Origin of the sequence: Catellatospora chokoriensis (assembly GCF_011297315.1) — a bacterium.
Lineage (GTDB): Bacteria > Actinomycetota > Actinomycetes > Mycobacteriales > Micromonosporaceae > Catellatospora > Catellatospora citrea.
Window position 1 is genome coordinate 129,094 of sequence record NZ_JAAOTI010000012.1, and the last position, 16,904, is coordinate 145,997.

The following is a 16,904-nucleotide window of genomic DNA, read 5'->3' on the forward strand; positions in this document are numbered from 1 at the left end:
GACAACTACGGCGAGCGGACCGGTGGGTGGCGTGAGCCAGGCGACGGTGGCGGCGAGCGGACCGGGGTGGGTGCCATGCCGCAGGTGACGGTCGTGGGTCACGACGGCGGTGGCTTCGGTGCCGCCGCGGGTGCGGCGCTGGCCCGCGCGACATTGGTCGCCGGGGGCGAACGGCACCTGTCCGGGCTGGACGTGAGCGCGGAATGCCTGGTCATGGGGCCGGTCGCGCCGGTGGTCGCCCGGGTGGCCGCGCACGACGGCGACGCCGTGGTGCTGGCCAGCGGCGACCCCGGCTTCTTCGGCATCGTCGCCGCGCTGCGCCGGGCCGGGATCGAACCGGTGGTGATCCCGGCGGTGTCCAGCGTCGCGGCCGCGTTCGCCCGCGCCGGGCTGCCCTGGGACGACGCGCTCGTCGTGTCCGCCCACGGCCGCGACCGCGTCGACGCCCCGGCGCGGCGCCATGATCCGTTCTCGTGGACGCTGGAGGTGCCTATGGCGACGTCCAGCGTCCACGCAAACGGATCATCCGGTCCGCATGGCGGCGGGTTGCGGCGGGCGGTGAACGTCTGCCGGGCGTACCCGAAGGTGGCGGTGCTGACCGCGCCCGGCAGCGGGCCGGCGGAGCTGGGTGCGGCGCTGGCCGGGTGGGAGCGCACGCTGGTCGTGGCGGAGCGGCTGGGCACCCCGCAGGAGCGCCTGGTCACCGTCGAGGCGGCGCAGGCGCACACGGCCGGCTGGGCCGACCCGAACGTGGTGCTGGTGCTGGATCCGACCCGCCCGGATGTGCGGCCGGGCCCCGGATGGATCGCGGGGGCGGGCCCCGGGCCCGCTGGTTGGGCGCTGCCGGAGGCCGCCTACGCCCACCGCGACTCGATGATCACCAAAGCGGAGGTACGCGCGTACGTGCTGGCCCGCCTCGGTCCGCGCATCGGCGACCTGGTCTGGGACGTGGGAGCCGGGTCGGGCTCGGTCGCCGTGGAGTGTGCCCGGTTCGGCGCGGCGGTGCTCGCCGTCGAACGCGATCCCGCGGCCCTGCCGCTGATCACGGCGAACACGGCCGGCCTCGGCGTGCGGCTGGTCGCGGGCGACGCGCCCGGATGCCTGGCCGGGCTGCCCGAGCCGGACGCGGTGTTCGTCGGCGGCGGGGGCCCGCCCGTGCTGGCGGCCTGCGCCGCGCGGCGGCCGTCCCGCCTGGTCACCGCGGTCGCCGGGGTCGAACGCGTCGGCCCGGCGCTGGCCGTGCTCAGTGCGGCCGGGTACCGGGCCGAGGGCGTGCAACTGCAGGCCGCACGGCTGTCGGTGCTGCCGGACGGCGCGCACCGGCTCGCCGCCACCAATCCTGTCTTCGTCGTCTCCGGGGAGCTGCCATGACCATCGGCCTGATCTGGGCCACCGCCGCCGGCCGGGCCGCCGCGCAGCGGCTCGCCGCCACCTGGCCCGGCGAGTGCACCCTCCACGAGGGACGCGTCCGCGACCAGCTCACCCGGGCCTGGTCCGACTCCGAGACCATCGTCGCCTTCCTCGCGACCGGCGCCACCGTCCGCCTCCTGGCCCCCCTCCTGACCGCCTCGGACGCCGGGCAAGGCAGGCCCGGCCCGCAATTTCAGGGAAACTGCAGCTCAGGGTGCAGTGATTCGCGCAATTTCCTGGAAAGCGCAGCCGATCTCGCCTCCGGCGGGACCGCTCAGGTCGAGGCGGTCGGCGGGGTGGGGGACGCGCCGGGAGCGGCCGGTGGGAAGCACACACAGCCCGGTGTGGTGTGCGTGGACGAGGCGGGGCGGTGGGCCGTGGCGCTGCTCGGGGGCCATGGCGGTGGGGCGAACGTGCTGGCCGCGCGGGTGTCCGAGGTGCTGGGCGCGGCGCCGGTGGTGACCACGGGCACCGATGCGACCGGGCTGCCCGGGTTGGACATGCTCGGGTTCGCCGTCGCGAACCCGGAGGCCGTCGCACCCGTGTCCCGGGCGCTGCTCGACGGCGAGCCCGTCCACCTGCGGTCCGATCAGGTATGGCCGCTGCCCGCGCTGCCCGGCAATCTCGGGGACCACCCCGCCGCGGCCCGTGCGGTGCTGATCACCGATCGCCTGGTGCCCACCGGGCTGCCTGCGCGCGATGTCCCGCCGGGCGTCGACGGACCTGCCGACGTCGGGCCGGGCGATGCCGGGCCGGGCGGCGGCGTGTCGGCCACGGCGTCCGGTGCGGACACGGGCGGAGGAGCCGCGGCCCGGTCGGTGCTGGTGCTGCGTCCGCCGTCGCTGGTGCTCGGCATCGGGGCGAGCCGGGGCGTGTCCGAGGGCGAGATCGCGGAACTGGTGGCGCGGGTGCTCGACGAGGCGGGGCTGGCGGCGGAGTCGGTGTGCGCGGTGGCGACCGCCGACGTGAAGGCCGACGAGGCCGGGCTGGTCGCGTACGCCGCGTCGGGTGGCCTGCCACTGCTGACGTTTTCCGCGGCGGAGCTCGCGGCGGTGCCCGTGCCGAACCCGTCCGAGGTGGTCCGGGCCGCCGTGGGCACGCCGAGCGTGGCCGAGGCGGCGGCACTGCTGGCCGCCCGGGCCCGGGGCCGCGAAGCGGCGCTGGTGGCGGGCAAGACCGCGTCGGCGATGGCGACCGTCGCGGTGGCCCGGCTGGTGCCGGCGGGCCGGCTCGCGGTGATCGGGCTCGGCCCGGGCGCGGCGGATCTGCGCACGCCCCGGGCGACGGCGCAGCTGCGCGCGTCCTCCGTCGTCGTCGGCCTCGACCAGTACGTGGACCAGGTCCGGCACCTGCTGCGCCCCGGCACCCGGATCGTCGACTCCGCACTGGGCGCGGAGGAGGAGCGGGCGCGCTCGGCCGTCGAGCTGGCCCGGCAGGGCCACGCGGTGGCGCTGATCGGCTCCGGCGACGCGGGGGTGTACGCGATGGCCTCCCCGGCGCTGGAGTTCGCCGGGGACGACATCGAGGTGACCGCGGTGCCCGGGGTGACCGCGGCGCTGGCCGCGTCGTCGCTGCTGGGCGCGCCGCTGGGACACGACCACGTGTACCTGTCCCTGTCGGACCTGCACACCCCCTGGGAGGTGATCGAGCGGCGGCTGGAGGCGGCGGCGCGGGCGGATCTCGTGGTGTGCCTGTACAACCCGCGCAGCGCGCGGCGTACCCGGCAGCTGCCGGCGGCGCTGGCGATCCTGGGCGCACACCGGCCGGCGGGCACGCCGATCGGCCTGGTCCGCGACGCGTCCCGGGCCGGCGAGCGGGTCGCGCTGACCACCCTGGAGGCGGTCGACCCGGCCGAGGTGGACATGAACACCGTGGTGATCGTGGGCGCCAGCACCACCCGCACGGTCGCCGGGCGCATGGTCACCCCGCGGGGGTACGCGTGGATGGCGCGGTGAGCCCGGTGCGCTTCGACGGCTGCCAGGGCTGCGGGGCCTGCCTGCTGACCTGCCCGACGCACGCGATCCGGCCGATCGGCGGGACGGGCCCGGCCCGGTTGTACGCCCGGCCGGACCTGTGCACCGGATGCGGTGAGTGTGTCGAGGTGTGCCCGGTCGACGCGGTCGTCCTGGTCGGACAGGAGGCGCGATGACGGTGGTGCGGAGATCGGTGCATCCGATCGAGGCGGAGTCCTACCGCATCCTGCGGTCGGCGGTGGACACCTCGGGCCTGCCGCGGCACAGCCGGGACGTGGCCGAGCGCGTCGTGCACACCACGGCCGATCCGGGCTGGGTCGCCGACCTGGTGCTGGACGAGGCGGCGCTGGCCGCCGGGGCCGCCGCGCTGGCGGCGGGCGCGCCGCTGGTCGTCGACGTGACCATGGTCGGCGCGGGGATCACCCGCTACCCGGCGCGCTGCCTGGTCGGCTCGGCACGCGCGGCGGAGCTGGCCGCGGCCGAGGGCGTCACCCGGTCGGCGGCGGCGGTGCGGCTGGCCGCGGCCGAGCACCCCGCCGGGGCGGTATGGGCTGTCGGCAACGCCCCGACCGCCCTGTTCGAGCTGCTGCGGCTGGCCGCGGCCGGACAGCTCGTCCCGGCGCTGGTGATGGGCCTGCCGGTGGGCTACGTCGGCGCGGCCGAGTCGAAGGCGGCGCTACGGGCGTCAGGACTGCCGCAACTGTCCAACGTGAGCGCCCGTGGCGGCTCCGCCGTCGCCGCGGCAGCCGTGAACGCCCTGCTCTACGGCGACCCCCTGGCACCTGCGGAACCCTCGCCCGGCGGGGAGGGACCGTTCGCCCTGGCCGGGCCGGACTCGCCGCGGCACGGCCAGGACCGGCAGCCGGGCGCGCGGGAGCCCTAGGCGGTCCGACCTGCCCGCAGGCTCGCTATCGATGCCACCTGGACAACCCCTGGAGGAGAGACCGTGACCACCACCCCGCCCGCGCTGCTCATAGCCGGGCACGGCACGTCCGACACGGACGGCGCCGAGCAGTTCCGCGCGTTCACCGAGCGGGTCGGCAAACGCCTCGCCCCGCGCGGCGTGACCGTCGGCGGCGGCTTCATCGAGCTGTCCCCGCCCCCGCTGGGCGAGGCGGTGGCGGAGCTCGTCGCGGGCGGGCACCGCCGGCTGGCGGCCGTGCCGCTGATGCTGGTCGCGGCGGGGCACGCCAAGGGCGACATCCCCGCGGCGCTGGCTCGCGAGCAGTTGCGGCACCCCGGCCTGGCGGTGTCCTACGGCCGCCCGCTCGGCGCGCACCCGACCGTGCTGGCGCTGCTGCGGGAGCGGCTGGCCCAGGCGCAGGCCGATCCGGCGGATCCCGATCAAAGCGCGATGGTGCTGCTGGTCGGCCGGGGCTCCACGGACCCCGACGCGAACGCCGAGGTGGCGCGGGCCGCCCGGCTGCTGGCCGAGACGGCCCGGGTGGCCGGGGTGGAGTACGCGTTCATCTCCCTCGCGTCGCCCGGCGTGCCCGCGGGGCTGGACCGCTGCACGGCGCTGGGCGCGCGCCGGATCGTGGTGCTGCCGTACTTCCTGTTCACCGGGGTGCTGCCGCGCCGGGTGGCCGAGCAGGCCGCGGCCTGGGCAGCGGTGCACCCCGACGTGGACGTGCGCTGCGCCGACGTGCTCGGCGACACCGACGCCCTGGCCGACCTGCTGATCGAGCGCTATGGCGAGGCGCTGGCCGGGGACATCCGGATGAACTGCGACTCGTGTGTGTACCGGGTCAGCCTGCCGGGCTTCGAGGACCGGGTCGGCGCCCCGCAGACCCCGCACCACCACCCCGGTGACGCCGGGCACAGCCATGATCACCGCCCTGACCACAGCCATGGCCACAGCCACGAGCACGGCCACAGCCACGACCACGGCGTATTTCACGCGGACATTCATCACCGTCACCCTTGAGAAGGTTTGACGGCCGGCGAGCGCAGCTGGCATGGTGAGGGCAACAAGTTCACATCAGACGACGGTGCGCAGGAACCCAGTGAGAATCTGGGACGGTCCCGCCACTGTGACCGGGGAGCGCCCCGCACGAGCCACGGCCGCCGCAGCGGCTGGAAGGCGCGGCAAGCGCGACGAAGTTCCATCCACCCGGGAGTCAGGACACTGACCCGTCGTTGTCCAGTTCGGGGCGGTGAACCCCGAGGAGGAGGTTTCTCATGGGTGCGTTGTCGACGCCCGCGGTGCCGTCGCAGGAGACGGCCGGAATCGCGGGGCGGCTGCGGGATCAGGTCATCGCCGGTGTGCTCGTCGCACTGGCACTGTTCATCCTCTACGCGGTGTTCCTGGACCAGGGCGCACTGCTGTCCCCGGTGTACGGGGAGCTCTCCCGTAGCGCCAACTACCTGCACGAGCTGTCCCACGACGGGCGGCACCTGTTCGCCGCCAACTGCCACTGAGCGGGGCGGACATGTCCCTGCTCTCGCTGATGGGGCGGGGTGGGCTGGCCGGTGCGTGCGCCGGGGCCCTCTCCGCCGTGGTGTCCCTGGTGCTCGCCGAGCCGGTCATCGACCGGGCGATCGCCCTCGAACACGCCAACGCCGGTGAAGGCCACGGCGCGGAGCTGTTCAGCCGCGACACGCAGCACGTCGGCATGCTGGTCTCGGTGATCCTGGCCGGGATGGCGATCGGGCTGCTGTTCGGCCTGGTGTACGCGGTGCTGCACCGCCGCGATCCCGGGGCCGACCCGTGGGGCCGCGCGCTGCGCCTGGCCGGGGCGGGCTTCCTGGGCGTGGCGCTGCTGCCGTTCCTGCGCTACCCGACCAACCCGCCCGGCGTGGGCAGCGAGGCGACCCAGCAGGCGCGGACCGTGACCTGGCTGGCCGCGATCGCGATCGGGCTGGCCACGGTGTCCGCGGCGGGCCTGCTGGCGGGCCGTCTCGCCGAGCGCGGGGCGGCGCTGCCGCTGCGCCAGCTGGCCCCGGTCGGGGTGGTGCTGGTCGGGCTCGCCCTGCTGTTCACGCTGCCGTCGTCCGGTGACGAGATCAGCACGCCGGCCGATCTGCTGTGGTCGTTCCGGTTGCTGTCGCTGCTGGCCTCGGTGGTGCTGTGGGCCGGGATCGGGGTCGGGTTCGGGCTGGCCGGGCTGCGGGCCGGCGCGGTCGCGGACAGCGCCGCCGTGCGGGCGGCCGCGTGAAGGCGAGGGTCACGGTGTGCCGCGACTGCTGCTGCGGCACCGCCAAGCACCCGGACACCGATCATGAGGGACAGCTGCGGCAGCTGGAGAAGGCGGGCGTACGGGTGCGCATCGCGCAGTGCCTGGACGTCTGCGAGCACTCCAACGTGATGGTGGTGCACCCGCGCCCGTCCGGTCGCCGCGACGGCGGCCGCCCGGTGTGGCTGGGCGGCGTCCTCGACGAGGCGACGGTGGAGTACGTCGCCTCCTGGGCCGCGGCCGGCGGGCCGGGTGCCGCCGAACTCCCGGTAGCTCTGATCCCGTACGTCATCGAGGCCCCCGGCCAGACCTGACCGGCCACGCCCGCGCGGCGCGGTGATCGTCCGACTTGCCAGGCACCTGTGCGTATCTTGAGCTCGCATTCGCCCATGTGCCTGGCAAGTCGAGTGACCTTGGCGGTCAGGGGCGGGTGGGCACGGCCGCGGACGCCTGCTCGAAGGACTGGGCGGGGGCGCCGCGGCGGTACATGACCAGCAGGATGATGGCGAGCAGGGGCATCAGGATGTCCGACGGCAGCGCCCAGACGTTGGCCGGCGCGTGGTTGTCGTGGAACACCCACTGGTTGAAGTGGCCCCAGGCGTCGCCCCAGAACGAGATGGCCAGCGCGGTCACCGCGGCGGTCAGCCAGGTGCCGCGCAAGCGCCGCCAGGCACAGCCGATCGCCAGTACGGCCACCGCGATGTCGCCCCAGCCGACCTCCCACTGGAACATCGACTGGGTGTAGCCGATCTGCTCGGCGGTCTGATCGGATGTCGGGCCGATGTGGCTGAGCCCGCCCAGCAGGCCCCAGATGCCCGCCCCGGCCACCATGATCCACAGCAGGGCGAGCTCGACGACGCGGTGCTTGGTACGCCGACCCGGGTGCTTGTCCACGGCGACGTGGATCAGCCAGCCGACGACGACGGTGAACCAGATGGCAGCGAAGAACGGCATCACACACCTCCGGACGGCTCCGACGTTACGCCGGGGCCGTCCGGAAGGGGTCTTGTCCTGCGATTCCGCCGCGCCCGGTCAGGACACTCCGTAGAATCGCTTCGCGCCCGGGTGCAGCTCCAACGGCGACACCAGCGGCGCGATGTCGCGGCTGAAGTTGCCGCCCTCGGGGTGCACCGCGGCCAGCTCGTCCTGGTGGTCGAAGAGCAGCTGGGTGAGCCGGTACGCGACCTCGTCGGGCATGTCCGCGGACACCACGACGAGGTTGGGCACCGCGATGGTGTCCACGTCGGCGGTCAGGCCGTACATGCCCTTCGGGATGGTGCCGGGGGCGTAGATGTCGGGGTGCGCCTTGCTGACGGCCTGGCCCAGCTCGTCGAGCGGGACCAGCATGAACACCCCCGGCGACTGATCGAACAGCCCTTGGATGCCCGTGGTCGGCAGGCCTGCCGAGTAGAACATCGCGTCCAGGTCGCCGGTGCGCATCGAGGACGTCATCTGCGACAGCGAAGCCGACACCTGAGTGATGTCGCGCTTGAGGTCCAGGCCGGCGACGGTCAGCAGCCGGACCGCCACCTCCTCGCTGCCGGAGTTCTGCGGGCCGGTGCCGACCCGCTTGCCCTTCAGATCCTTGATGGACGTGATGCCCGAGTTGCGGCGCACCGCCAGGTGGGTCTGGCCGTTGAAGACCCGGGCCAGCGCCCGGAACTGCACCGGCTTGCCCTCGAACAGGCCCTTGCCGGCGGCGGCGTCCGCGGCCACGTCGGCGAACGTGAACGCGATCTGCACGTCGTCGATGGCCAGCCGCTGCAGGTTCTCGCCCGCGCCGTTGGTCGGCGGGGCGAGGGCCTCGTAGCCCGGCAGGTGCCGGTTGATCAGATCTGCGTAACCGCCGCCCACCTGGTTGAACACGCCGTTGGTGGGGCCGGTGCCGATGGTCAGGGTGCCGCCGTGCCAGGCCGGTGCCGCCGCTTCGGCCTCCGCCGTGCAGGCGGCGAGCGCCGGGGCGAGCAGCACGCAGAGCAGCAGGGCCAGCCGGCGGCGCCTCACCACTGGCCGTCCACCCGCGCCTCCGGTTCCAGCGCGTACGCCACGCGGTGCGCCAGCAGCGCCGTCTCGTAGCCGATCTGGCCGAGGTCGCAGCCGGGCGCGGCCACCACGGCGAGGAACGCCCGGTCGCGGACCGCCATGATCAGGAGTACGCCCTCGTCCATGTCCACCACCGTCTGGCGCACCTGGCCGCTGCTCAGGCAGCGCGCCGCGCCGATGGTGAGGCTGGCCATCCCGCTCGTGATGGCAGAGAGCTGGTCCGACAGATCCTGACGCAGCCCGTCCGAGTGGGCGATCGTCAGGCCGTCCACAGAGACGGCCAGCACATAGGTGACGTCGGCGATCCGTTGGGCGAAGGAGGTCAGCAGCCAGTCGAGGCCGCCGATCTCGTCGGCGCCGGCGAGCTGCGCGGGGTTCTGAGTCATCGAGTGCTTTCCTTCGTTGCTGGCGGGGCTGACAGGCGCTGCTCACGAGCCAGTTCGCGGTGAGCGGCCGCGATACCGCCGGCCAGACCGGACAGCCGGGCCCGGACCGCTTCGGGGTCCAGCAGTCCGGAGCTGTCGGTCCGGGAGGAGGTGGTGGCTGCGCGGCCGGGCGACGCGAGGTCGCCGGGGCGGCGCTGGGGCAGGCCGGAGGGCAGAAGCGGAGGTCGGTCGGGGGATGCCTGCCGGGCCCCAGGGATCGCCTGGGTCGGCGCGTCGGCGGCTGCCGCGAAGGTGGCGGCGGGCGCTGGCATGGACGTGGACGGAGTCGGGGTCGGGGACGTGGACGGGGTCGGGGCGGGGGACTGGACGGCGGACGGTGGGCCGGTGGGGCTGGGGGCGGACGGCGGCGCGGGGATGGGCGGTCGTGCGGTCATGGCCGGTGCGGCGGCGGCCGGGCGGGCGCCAGGACGTCGGGTGCGCAGCGTCTCGCCGTCGGGCAGGTTCCCATTGCCGGACGTGACGGTCAGCCTGCTCACCGCGCTGTGCGGCGGGGCCAGCAGCGCCGTCGGCAGCAGCACCAGCGCCACGGTACCTCCGCCGGGGCTGCTGCGCAGCTGCACCGTTATCCCGCGGCGGGCGGCGATCCGGGCGACCACCAGCAGGCCCATGGTGCGGGCCAGCTCACTGGTCAGCATGGACGGCCGGATCAGCCGCTCGTTGATCTCCTGCAGCTGTCCGGGCGGCATGCCGATGCCGGCGTCGAAGATGTTGATGGTGAGCCCGTCCACCCCGCGCCTGGTGGTGACCAGCACGCGGCTGTTCGGCGGCGAGAAGTCGGTGGCGTTCTCCAGCAGTTCGGCCAGCAGGTGCACGACGTCGCCGACGGCGTGCGCGACGACGCACAGGTCCGCGATGGAGTTGGTCTCCACCCGGGGGTACTGGTCGATCTCCGCGGCGGCCGCGTGCACGACGTCGACCAGCAGCTCGGCGTTGACGAAGCGGCGGCCCGGCTCACCGCCGGCCAGCACCAGCAGGTTCTCCTCGTTGCGGCGCATGCGGGCGGCGAGGTGGTCCAGGGCGAACAGCTTGGCCAGCGACTGCGGGTCGGTCTCGCCGCGCTCGAACTCGTCGATCAGGTGCAGCTGGCGCTGCACCAGCGTCTGGCCACGGCGGGACAGGTTCACGAACATCTGCGAGATGTCGTGGCGCAGCATGGCCTGGTCCGCGGCCAGGCGCAGCGCCTGCTGGTGCAGGTTGGCCAGCGCCGCGCCGACCTCGCCGATCTCGTCGTTGGGCCCGGACAGCGCCTTCTCCGCCTGCTCGTTCGAGGCGCGCACCAGGCGGCGCACGGTCTCGACCCCGGGCGCGGAGGAGACCTCGGCGATGGCGGTGGGCAGCTCGCCGCTGGCGATGTCCATCGCGGACCGGCTCAGCCGGCGCAGGCCGCGGCTGGTGCGCACGGACAGCAGCACGGCGATGCCGAGGGAGACGGCGATGACGAGGGCGGACGCGCCACCGCTGGTCAGCGCGTCCCGTTCGGCGGCAGCGTGCTGCCGAGTGGCCTCGGCCTCCAGCGAGCCGATGACCTCCAGCTCGAACAGGTACAGCCGGCGCAGCGCGTTGGACTTGGCGATGAACCAGGCGTCCGGGTCGACGCGCAGGCCGGCGGGGGTGCTGTCGGCGGTGAGCGCTCCCTCGAGCAGGGTGCGGGCCCGATCGACGTCGGCGCCGCGGACGACCTCGCGGTAGCGCGCGGTCACCTGGGGGCCGGCCACCCGCTCGAACTGCGCGACCCGCTCGGCCTCGGCACCGTACAGCTCGCCGAGCTCGGCCAGCTCGCCGTGCTCGAAACGGCCCCGGGCGAAGACGGCGCGCAGCAGCCCGCGCTGCTCCGCGGCGTGGTGTTCGACCGCGTTGAGCGCGGCCACCGTCTCGGTCAGCGCGTTGAGCCGGGCGTCGGTGGGCGCGGCGGCCAGCGCCTCGCCGACGGCGAACATGGCATGGGTCAGCGGGTCGTAGACGGTCTCCGGGGAGGTCTTGACGGCCGGCTGGCCCTCCGGCGGGAACTGCGCCGTCTCCCGCATCCGGGGCAGCTCGGCGAGCGCGGCGTCGGCGTCGTCGACCAGCCCGCGGACCTCCGGCGCGACCTGCACCGCGACCGGCACCGTGGCCCGGTAGCGGGCCACGGCCTCGTCGGTGCGCCGCCGCTGCGCGGTGAGCAGCAGCTCGCCCGCCTTACCACCACGCTGCAGCAGCGCCTCGGTCTCCGACAGCTCCTGTTCGAGCTGGTGGTTCAGCTTGACGGTGGCGGTCAGCGCCTGCGCCACCGCGCCGGACGACTCGGCCTCGCGTGCCTCGTCCATGGCCGCCGATGTCTGCAGGCCGCCCAGCACGCCGACGCCGATCGTTGCTACGGCGATGGGCAGCAGCAGGCGGAAGCCGATGGAGCGACGGCGGCGGCGTCGTGCCGTGACCATCGGAACATCGGCTTCCTGGACGTACTGGGGTGCCCACGGCGGTGCGCCGCCGGTGACTGCCATCGACTGTGCCTCTCGACTGATCGGTGGGACTCCCATGAGAGTTACGGGCAACAACCTTCACCACAACCCCCGAAACGTCCACCGGATGGACACATAGGTGTCACATAACGACACGTTCAGCCCTCGACAGCGTTGTCGACCATGGTTGCGGTTTCAACTTAGTTAAATCCGAATTGGATTCATATCCCCCGGATGGGCGTGTTCTGGCGCGTTTCACCTGTGGAAAGTCCCGCGATCACTACGCTTTGTGCCAACTTGTCGGATCCGCCAACGGGGTGGCACCAATGTACGTACGCCGATTCGCTCTGCTTGCCGCCGTGATCACCGCAGGGGCCCTCGGGGCCTGTGCCGAGAGCAACACCCCGCCCGCCGGGGCGGACGCGGGGGCCGCGGGTGTGTCCGCCGCCCCGGCGGCCGCCTCGCCGTCACCCGCCCGGGCCGCGGTGCGGATCGCCAATGTGGGCGGTCGCAAGGCGCTGGTCGACCAGCAGGGCCGCACCCTCTACGTCTTCCTCAAGGACGCCAAGGGCAAGAGCGCCTGCCTCGACAAGTGCGCGGTGACCTGGCCGCCGATGGTCGGGGACGCGGTCAACGGGGACGGCGTGGACGGCTTCCTGCTGTCCACGTACACCCGGCCCGACGGGACCGTGCAGACCACCTACCGCAACCTGCCGCTCTACCGGTTCCAGAGCGACAAGCCGGGCGACGCCCACGGGCAGGGCATGGACGGGGCCTGGTTCATGCTCGACGAGAACGGCGAGATGTACCAGTGGTGACCGCCGACCCGACCCTGTGAGATCACAGCCAAACTGCGCGACGCCGGGCGTGTAACACGCGCCGCCCGGCGTCGCGCCGGTAACCTTGCCCGAATTCGCTGACTTGTCTGCGATGTGGGGAAGACATGAGAAACAGACGTTTTCTGGTCACCGCGACCGCGGTGGCCATCGTGCTGGCCGGCATCGGCTACCTCTCCTTCCGGCAGGCGTACAGCAGCGGAGCACCGCAGCCGCCGCCCCGGCCGGTGCGCACGCTCGGCGCGCCGCTGCCGGGCGCGCCCGCGGTCACCGAACCGCGGGCCGACGGGCACCTGGTCAGCGGCGCCGACGTGCACATGGAGAGCGCCCCGATGCCGGCCCGCAAGAACGGCAAGAAGGTCAAACACGTCTGCACCGAGTGGGAGATCTGGTCCGTCGAGCCCGCCGAGCGGGTCTGGCACTCGCCCTGCGTGGACGGCCCGCAGCTGGTCCATGCCCACCTCGGCGACGGCGAGTTCGAGAACTCCTTCGCGGCCCGCCGTGACCTGGCCGCCGACCGCGAGTACGACCTGCGGCTGCGCTACCGCGACGACAGCAAGGACAAGGCGAAGCGGTGGAGTCCCTGGGGCTACCGCGCGTTCCGCACCCTCCCGCAGCGCGCCCCGCTGGCCGGCGCCGGCACCTGGCACGTCCGCCAGGACGGCTACCGGGTCGAGGAGGTGGCCGGCGGCTTCCAGCTGCCCGTGCACCTGGCGATGGCCCCGGGGCACACCGGTGACCCGGCGCAGCCGATGTTCTACGTGACCGAGCTGTACGGCCAGATCAAGGTGGTCAAGGGCGACCTGAGCACCGGCGTCTACGCGAAGAACCTGCTGAACTTCAACCCGCGCGGCACCTTCCCGGGCACCGGCGAGAAAGGCGTCACCGGCATCGTCGTCGACCCGAACAACGGCGACGTGCTCGCCTCGGTGCTCTACGAGCGCGGCGGCGCGCACTACCCCAAGGTGGTGCGCTTCTCCAGCAAGGACGGCGGGCTGACCGCGGCGAAGCAGACGACCCTGCTGGACATGCCCGCCGAGGCGCAGTCGGCCGCGCACCAGATCTCCCAGCTCACCATCGGCCCGGACGGCAAGCTCTACGTGCACATGGGCGACGCCATGCTGGCGTACACGGCCAAGGACCTGAACTCGTTCCGCGGGAAGATCCTGCGGGTGAACCTGGACGGCAGCGCGCCTGCCGACAACCCGTTCTACGACGCCGAGGACGGCATCACCGCCCGCGACTACGTCTACGCCTCGGGTTTCCGCAACCCGTTCGGCGGGGCGTGGCGCGCCGACGGCAGCTACTACCAGGTCGAGAACGGCACCGCGATCGACCGGCTGTCGCGGGTGGACAAGGGCGTCGACTACGGCTGGGACGGCACCCGCGACAGCATGCTCAAGCCGAAACTGCACATCTGGTCGCCGTCGACCGCGCCCACCTCGATCGCGTTCGTCGACCCGGACGTGCACCACGGCTCCGGCTTCCCGAAGGGCAAGTACGGGCACATGTTCGTGGCGGAGAGCGGCCCGACCTTCGCCAGCGGCCCGCAGGACAACGGCAAGCGGATCGTCGAATTCACCTTCGACGGCGGCAAGGTCGGCAAGCCGAAGACGCTGCTGGAGTACAACGGCACCGGCAAGGCCACCGTCGTCGGCCTGGCGGCAGGCCCCGACGGCCTCTACTTCACCGCCCTCTACCCCGACGCCGACACCGCCGCCCCCGACGACCCCCACGCCAAGATCTACCGAGTCCGCTACACCGGCGCCGAGTAGGAAACAAAGGAAGGGCACCTTCACAACGCTATGCGTTGTAGAAGGTGCCCTTCCTAACTTGCGTTCACGGAACGTGCAGCTCAGGGCTGGACGATGAACTCCACGCGGCGGTTGACGGCCTGGTTGGCCTCGCTGGTGTTCGGGCGGGCGGGACGGCTCTCGCCGTAGCCCTCGGCGCTCAGCCGGTCGGTGGCGACACCCTGCTTCACCAGGAAGTCCAGCACCGTCTTGGCCCGGGCCCGGCTCAGCGCCAGGTTGTCCGCGGTCGAGCCGTTGCTGTCCGTGTGGCCCTCGATCCGCACCTTGACCTGCGGGTTCGCGGTGAGGATGCGGGCCGCCTGGGCCAGCGCGGCACGACCCGCCGGGGTCAGCGTCGTGCTGTTGTCCAGGAAGGTCACCGCGGGCAGCTTGACCAACTCCTGCTGGACCTTCGCCAGCTCGGTGCGGTCGACCACGGTCGCGCCCACCTGGGCTGCGGCAGCCGCCACAGCGTCCTTGGTCACCTGCTTGTCGAGGGTGCCCGCCAGCGTCAGGCTGCCGTCGCGCAGCTCGACAGTCGCTTCCTTGGTGCCCTTGGCGATCGCCTTGACCACGTTCGGCAGGGCGGCCAGGCCGGCGTCGGTGACCGTGGCGTCGACCGTCAGCCGGTCGTCCACCTGGCCGGCCCCAGCCAGCTCGGTGGCCGTCTGCACCAGCGCGGCACGGGCGGCCTCGCTCGGCACGGTGCCGGTGACCGCGATGCGACCGCCGCCCAAGGCGAAGGCGACCGTCGGCGGGGCAGCCGGGGCAGCCGGGGCGGTCGGCGACGCCGACGGCGCCGGTGCGGCCACCGTGGGCACGTCGGCCACGGCGACGCGTACGCCTGCCAGCCCGCGCACGATCTCCAGCGCCCGGTCGGCCTCGGCGGTCGAGGCGGCCTTCAGCGTGCCGTCGCGACCGATGAAGTCGACCTGCACCGCCGACAGCCCCGCGGCCTGCAGGGCCTGCTCGGACCGGTGCGTGAGATCGTCCTGGATGTTCTCCCGGAACGGCAGGTGCTGCGCGGTGACGATGCCGGCCAGGCCGAGCACCGCGACCGCCACCCCGACCACCGGGTGGAACCTGCGAGCGTTGTCCGCCATGCTCATTCCCGTCCCGTGTCGCGGCCGGCGACGAGGCGGCGCTGCAGGTCGGCCAGCCCCTCCTCGTCCCCGTCGACGAGCAGCTGGGCCTGGCGCGACCAGGTGAGCAGCGCGGGCGCGAAGTTGAGTCCGCCCGCCTCGATGGCAGCGCGCAGGGCGTCGTTGTCGGCGGCGGCGACCGCGGCGTACGTGCCCATTCCGGCGGCCGTCAGCGCGGCCTCCATCTTGGGTCCGATGCCCTCGATGCGCTGCAGGTTGTCACCCGCGGCGACCAGCATGTTCTCGATCGGGGTGAGCGTCGACGCCTCGACCTTGAACGCCTTGTCCTGCGCGGCCTCGACCGCGGCCTCCACCGCGTCGTCGGGCTCGTCGGCGACGGCGGCCGGCTCGGCCACCACCGCGGCCGGCTCCGGCTTGGTCTCGGCTACCGGCTCGGCGACCGGCTCGGGCTTGGCGATCGGGGCGACCAGCGACACCGGCCGCTGCTGCACCTCGATCTCGTCGTCGGCGGGTGCGGCCGGGGCGGGCACGGCCTTCTTCGACGGCTTCTTGGCGGCCTTCGGCTTGTCGGCCTTGGGCTCGTCGGCCACGGTGACCGCGGCGACCGGCGTGGCCGGCGCCACGACCGGGGCGGACGGTGCGGCGGTCGCGGCCGGCTGCTCCGCCGGGGTGGACTTGCCGCGCCTGCTGAACAGCAGCCAGCCCACCAGCAGGCCGAGCAGGAACGCTGTCAGGATCATGAGGAGCGACTGGCCGATGAACCAGGCCACGAAGACCTCCAAAGTGAACGCGCGAGACAACGCGCTGTCGGAAGGATTGCTGCTCGTCTCGCTGACACGAGCCGACGAGCCCGAGGCAGCTTCGCACACCTCACGGAGATCCGACTCAGCGCATCGGCCGGTTGTGGCACCTGCACCGGTCACAAAAGGCCGGAGGTCCGCATAGGATCGCGGCTGTGCCGCAGACCGTGACGCATGTGCGCGACCTCGCCGACGTCGTCGGCAGCTTCCTGGGCCACAGCGCGTGGCATGAGATCACGCAGCGTCAGGTGGACCTGTTCGCCGAGGCGACGTGGGACGACCAGTGGATCCACACCGACCCCGAGCGCGCCGCGAGCGGGCCGTACGGCGGCACCATCGCGCACGGCTTCCTCACCATGTCGCTGACGCCGACCCTGCTGGCCGAGATCTGGCGGGTCGAGGGCGTGGACATGACCGTCAACCAGGGCCTGGACAACCTGCGGCTGCGCGCCCCGGTGCCGGTGGGCGCGCAGGTGCGGATGGGCGCGGACCTGCTCTCCACGCGCACCCGGCCGAAGGGCTTCGCCGAGGTCGTGGTGCGGCTGACCTTCGAGCTGGAGCACGGCGGACGGCGGCAGCGCGCGGCCACCGCCGACCTGACCATCCTGCTCCGCGAGGCGGCGACCGTCCCGCGCTGATCAGAGCGTCAGGAGGGGTCGCCCTGCCAGCGGGCGTCCTCCTCCTCCCACTCCTCGTTGCGCTCCTTGACCTTGGCCAGCGCCTGCTCGGCGTCGGCGGGGGAGGGGTACGGGCCGAGGAGGTACTTCGACGGGCATCTGTCGTCGCCGTGCTCGACCCTGTTGTGCTTGATGCACCAGAAGTACTGCGGCGGATCTCCGACGTTCGTCATGTCATCACTCTGCCCGTTCGGGGGCCCGCTACGCCA

General features: G+C 73.3%; 16 protein-coding genes, 2 pseudogenes and 1 riboswitch. Of the genes and pseudogenes, 11 read left to right on the forward strand and 7 right to left on the reverse strand.

Going from position 1 to position 16,904, the window contains the following annotated elements; genetic code table 11:
• The first annotated feature begins 75 nt into the window (after positions 1-75).
• The 8 genes and pseudogenes from cbiE (at position 76) to HAV39_RS19470 (ending at position 6,873) form a co-directional block, all read left to right on the forward strand.
• On the forward strand, positions 76-1,371 hold the full coding sequence (gene cbiE, locus HAV39_RS19435; protein ID WP_191840619.1) for a precorrin-6y C5,15-methyltransferase (decarboxylating) subunit CbiE: 1,296 nt from the start codon (positions 76-78) through the stop codon (positions 1,369-1,371).
• Positions 1,368-3,365 (forward strand): precorrin-3B C(17)-methyltransferase, encoded by a 1,998-nt coding sequence (cobJ, locus tag HAV39_RS19440; RefSeq protein WP_191840620.1) that lies wholly within the window; start codon positions 1,368-1,370, stop codon positions 3,363-3,365. The genes cbiE and cobJ overlap by 4 nt, the downstream gene beginning before the upstream one ends.
• A pseudogene (locus tag HAV39_RS19445) lies at positions 3,350-3,544 on the forward strand (4Fe-4S binding protein); the annotation flags it as partial. The gene cobJ and the pseudogene HAV39_RS19445, both read left to right, overlap by 16 nt.
• 20 nt (positions 3,545-3,564) lie before the next feature.
• Positions 3,565-4,149: pseudogene (locus tag HAV39_RS19450) on the forward strand (precorrin-8X methylmutase); the annotation flags it as partial.
• Positions 4,150-4,329: 180 nt separating this feature from the next.
• Positions 4,330-5,310: a sirohydrochlorin chelatase gene (locus tag HAV39_RS19455; RefSeq protein WP_191840623.1), complete on the forward strand. Its 981-nt coding sequence runs from the start codon at positions 4,330-4,332 to the stop codon at positions 5,308-5,310.
• 28 nt (positions 5,311-5,338) lie between these two features.
• Positions 5,339-5,534, forward strand: a riboswitch (cobalamin riboswitch).
• Between the two features lie 30 nt (positions 5,535-5,564).
• On the forward strand, positions 5,565-5,804 hold the full coding sequence (locus tag HAV39_RS19460; RefSeq protein WP_120316643.1) for a CbtB-domain containing protein: 240 nt from the start codon (positions 5,565-5,567) through the stop codon (positions 5,802-5,804).
• A gap of 11 nt (positions 5,805-5,815) precedes the next feature.
• Positions 5,816-6,541 (forward strand): CbtA family protein, encoded by a 726-nt coding sequence (locus HAV39_RS19465; RefSeq protein ID WP_191840624.1) that lies wholly within the window; start codon positions 5,816-5,818, stop codon positions 6,539-6,541.
• On the forward strand, positions 6,538-6,873 hold the full coding sequence (locus HAV39_RS19470; RefSeq protein WP_191840625.1) for a (2Fe-2S) ferredoxin domain-containing protein: 336 nt from the start codon (positions 6,538-6,540) through the stop codon (positions 6,871-6,873). Before HAV39_RS19465 ends, HAV39_RS19470 begins: the two co-directional genes overlap by 4 nt.
• Before the next feature lie 106 nt (positions 6,874-6,979).
• Here the strand turns inward: HAV39_RS19470 and HAV39_RS19475 are convergent, their stop codons facing one another.
• The 4 genes from HAV39_RS19475 to HAV39_RS19490 all read right to left on the reverse strand — a co-directional run bounded on the left by HAV39_RS19475 (position 6,980) and on the right by HAV39_RS19490 (position 11,528).
• Positions 6,980-7,513, reverse strand: a complete 534-nt coding sequence (locus tag HAV39_RS19475) for a DUF6790 family protein (protein WP_191840626.1) — start codon at positions 7,511-7,513, stop codon at positions 6,980-6,982.
• 78 nt (positions 7,514-7,591) lie between these two features.
• On the reverse strand, positions 7,592-8,566 hold the full coding sequence (locus HAV39_RS19480) for a TAXI family TRAP transporter solute-binding subunit (RefSeq protein ID WP_191840627.1): 975 nt from the start codon (positions 8,564-8,566) through the stop codon (positions 7,592-7,594).
• Positions 8,560-8,988: a roadblock/LC7 domain-containing protein gene (locus tag HAV39_RS19485; RefSeq protein ID WP_144125048.1), complete on the reverse strand. Its 429-nt coding sequence runs from the start codon at positions 8,986-8,988 to the stop codon at positions 8,560-8,562. The genes HAV39_RS19480 and HAV39_RS19485 overlap by 7 nt, the downstream gene beginning before the upstream one ends.
• Positions 8,985-11,528 carry a sensor histidine kinase gene (locus HAV39_RS19490; protein WP_191840628.1) on the reverse strand — a complete coding sequence of 848 codons (2,544 nt, stop codon included), beginning with the start codon at positions 11,526-11,528 and terminating at the stop codon, positions 8,985-8,987. Before HAV39_RS19490 ends, HAV39_RS19485 begins: the two co-directional genes overlap by 4 nt.
• 317 nt (positions 11,529-11,845) lie before the next feature.
• Here HAV39_RS19490 and HAV39_RS19495 point away from each other — a divergent pair, with 317 nt between their 5' ends.
• On the forward strand, positions 11,846-12,304 hold the full coding sequence (locus HAV39_RS19495) for a COG4315 family predicted lipoprotein (RefSeq protein WP_191840629.1): 459 nt from the start codon (positions 11,846-11,848) through the stop codon (positions 12,302-12,304).
• Positions 12,305-12,429: 125 nt separating this feature from the next.
• Entirely contained in the window at positions 12,430-14,097 is a 1,668-nt protein-coding gene (locus HAV39_RS19500; RefSeq protein WP_191840630.1) for a PQQ-dependent sugar dehydrogenase, read from the forward strand.
• Between the two features lie 80 nt (positions 14,098-14,177).
• On the opposite strand, the gene HAV39_RS19505 is transcribed toward HAV39_RS19500, so the two are convergent.
• Both HAV39_RS19505 and HAV39_RS19510 read right to left on the reverse strand, forming a co-directional pair.
• Positions 14,178-15,218 carry an OmpA family protein gene (locus HAV39_RS19505; protein ID WP_191840631.1) on the reverse strand — a complete coding sequence of 347 codons (1,041 nt, stop codon included), beginning with the start codon at positions 15,216-15,218 and terminating at the stop codon, positions 14,178-14,180.
• Positions 15,219-15,220: 2 nt separating this feature from the next.
• A complete protein-coding gene (locus tag HAV39_RS19510) occupies positions 15,221-15,988 on the reverse strand; it encodes a helix-hairpin-helix domain-containing protein (RefSeq protein ID WP_191840632.1) in 768 nt (255 codons plus the stop codon).
• A gap of 185 nt (positions 15,989-16,173) precedes the next feature.
• Here HAV39_RS19510 and HAV39_RS19515 point away from each other — a divergent pair, with 185 nt between their 5' ends.
• Positions 16,174-16,656 carry a MaoC family dehydratase gene (locus HAV39_RS19515; RefSeq protein WP_203736207.1) on the forward strand — a complete coding sequence of 161 codons (483 nt, stop codon included), beginning with the start codon at positions 16,174-16,176 and terminating at the stop codon, positions 16,654-16,656.
• An 8-nt stretch (positions 16,657-16,664) separates the two neighbouring features.
• Here HAV39_RS19515 and HAV39_RS19520 read toward each other — a convergent pair whose 3' ends face one another.
• Positions 16,665-16,868 (reverse strand): hypothetical protein, encoded by a 204-nt coding sequence (locus HAV39_RS19520; RefSeq protein ID WP_120316634.1) that lies wholly within the window; start codon positions 16,866-16,868, stop codon positions 16,665-16,667.
• Positions 16,869-16,904: the final 36 nt, after the last annotated feature.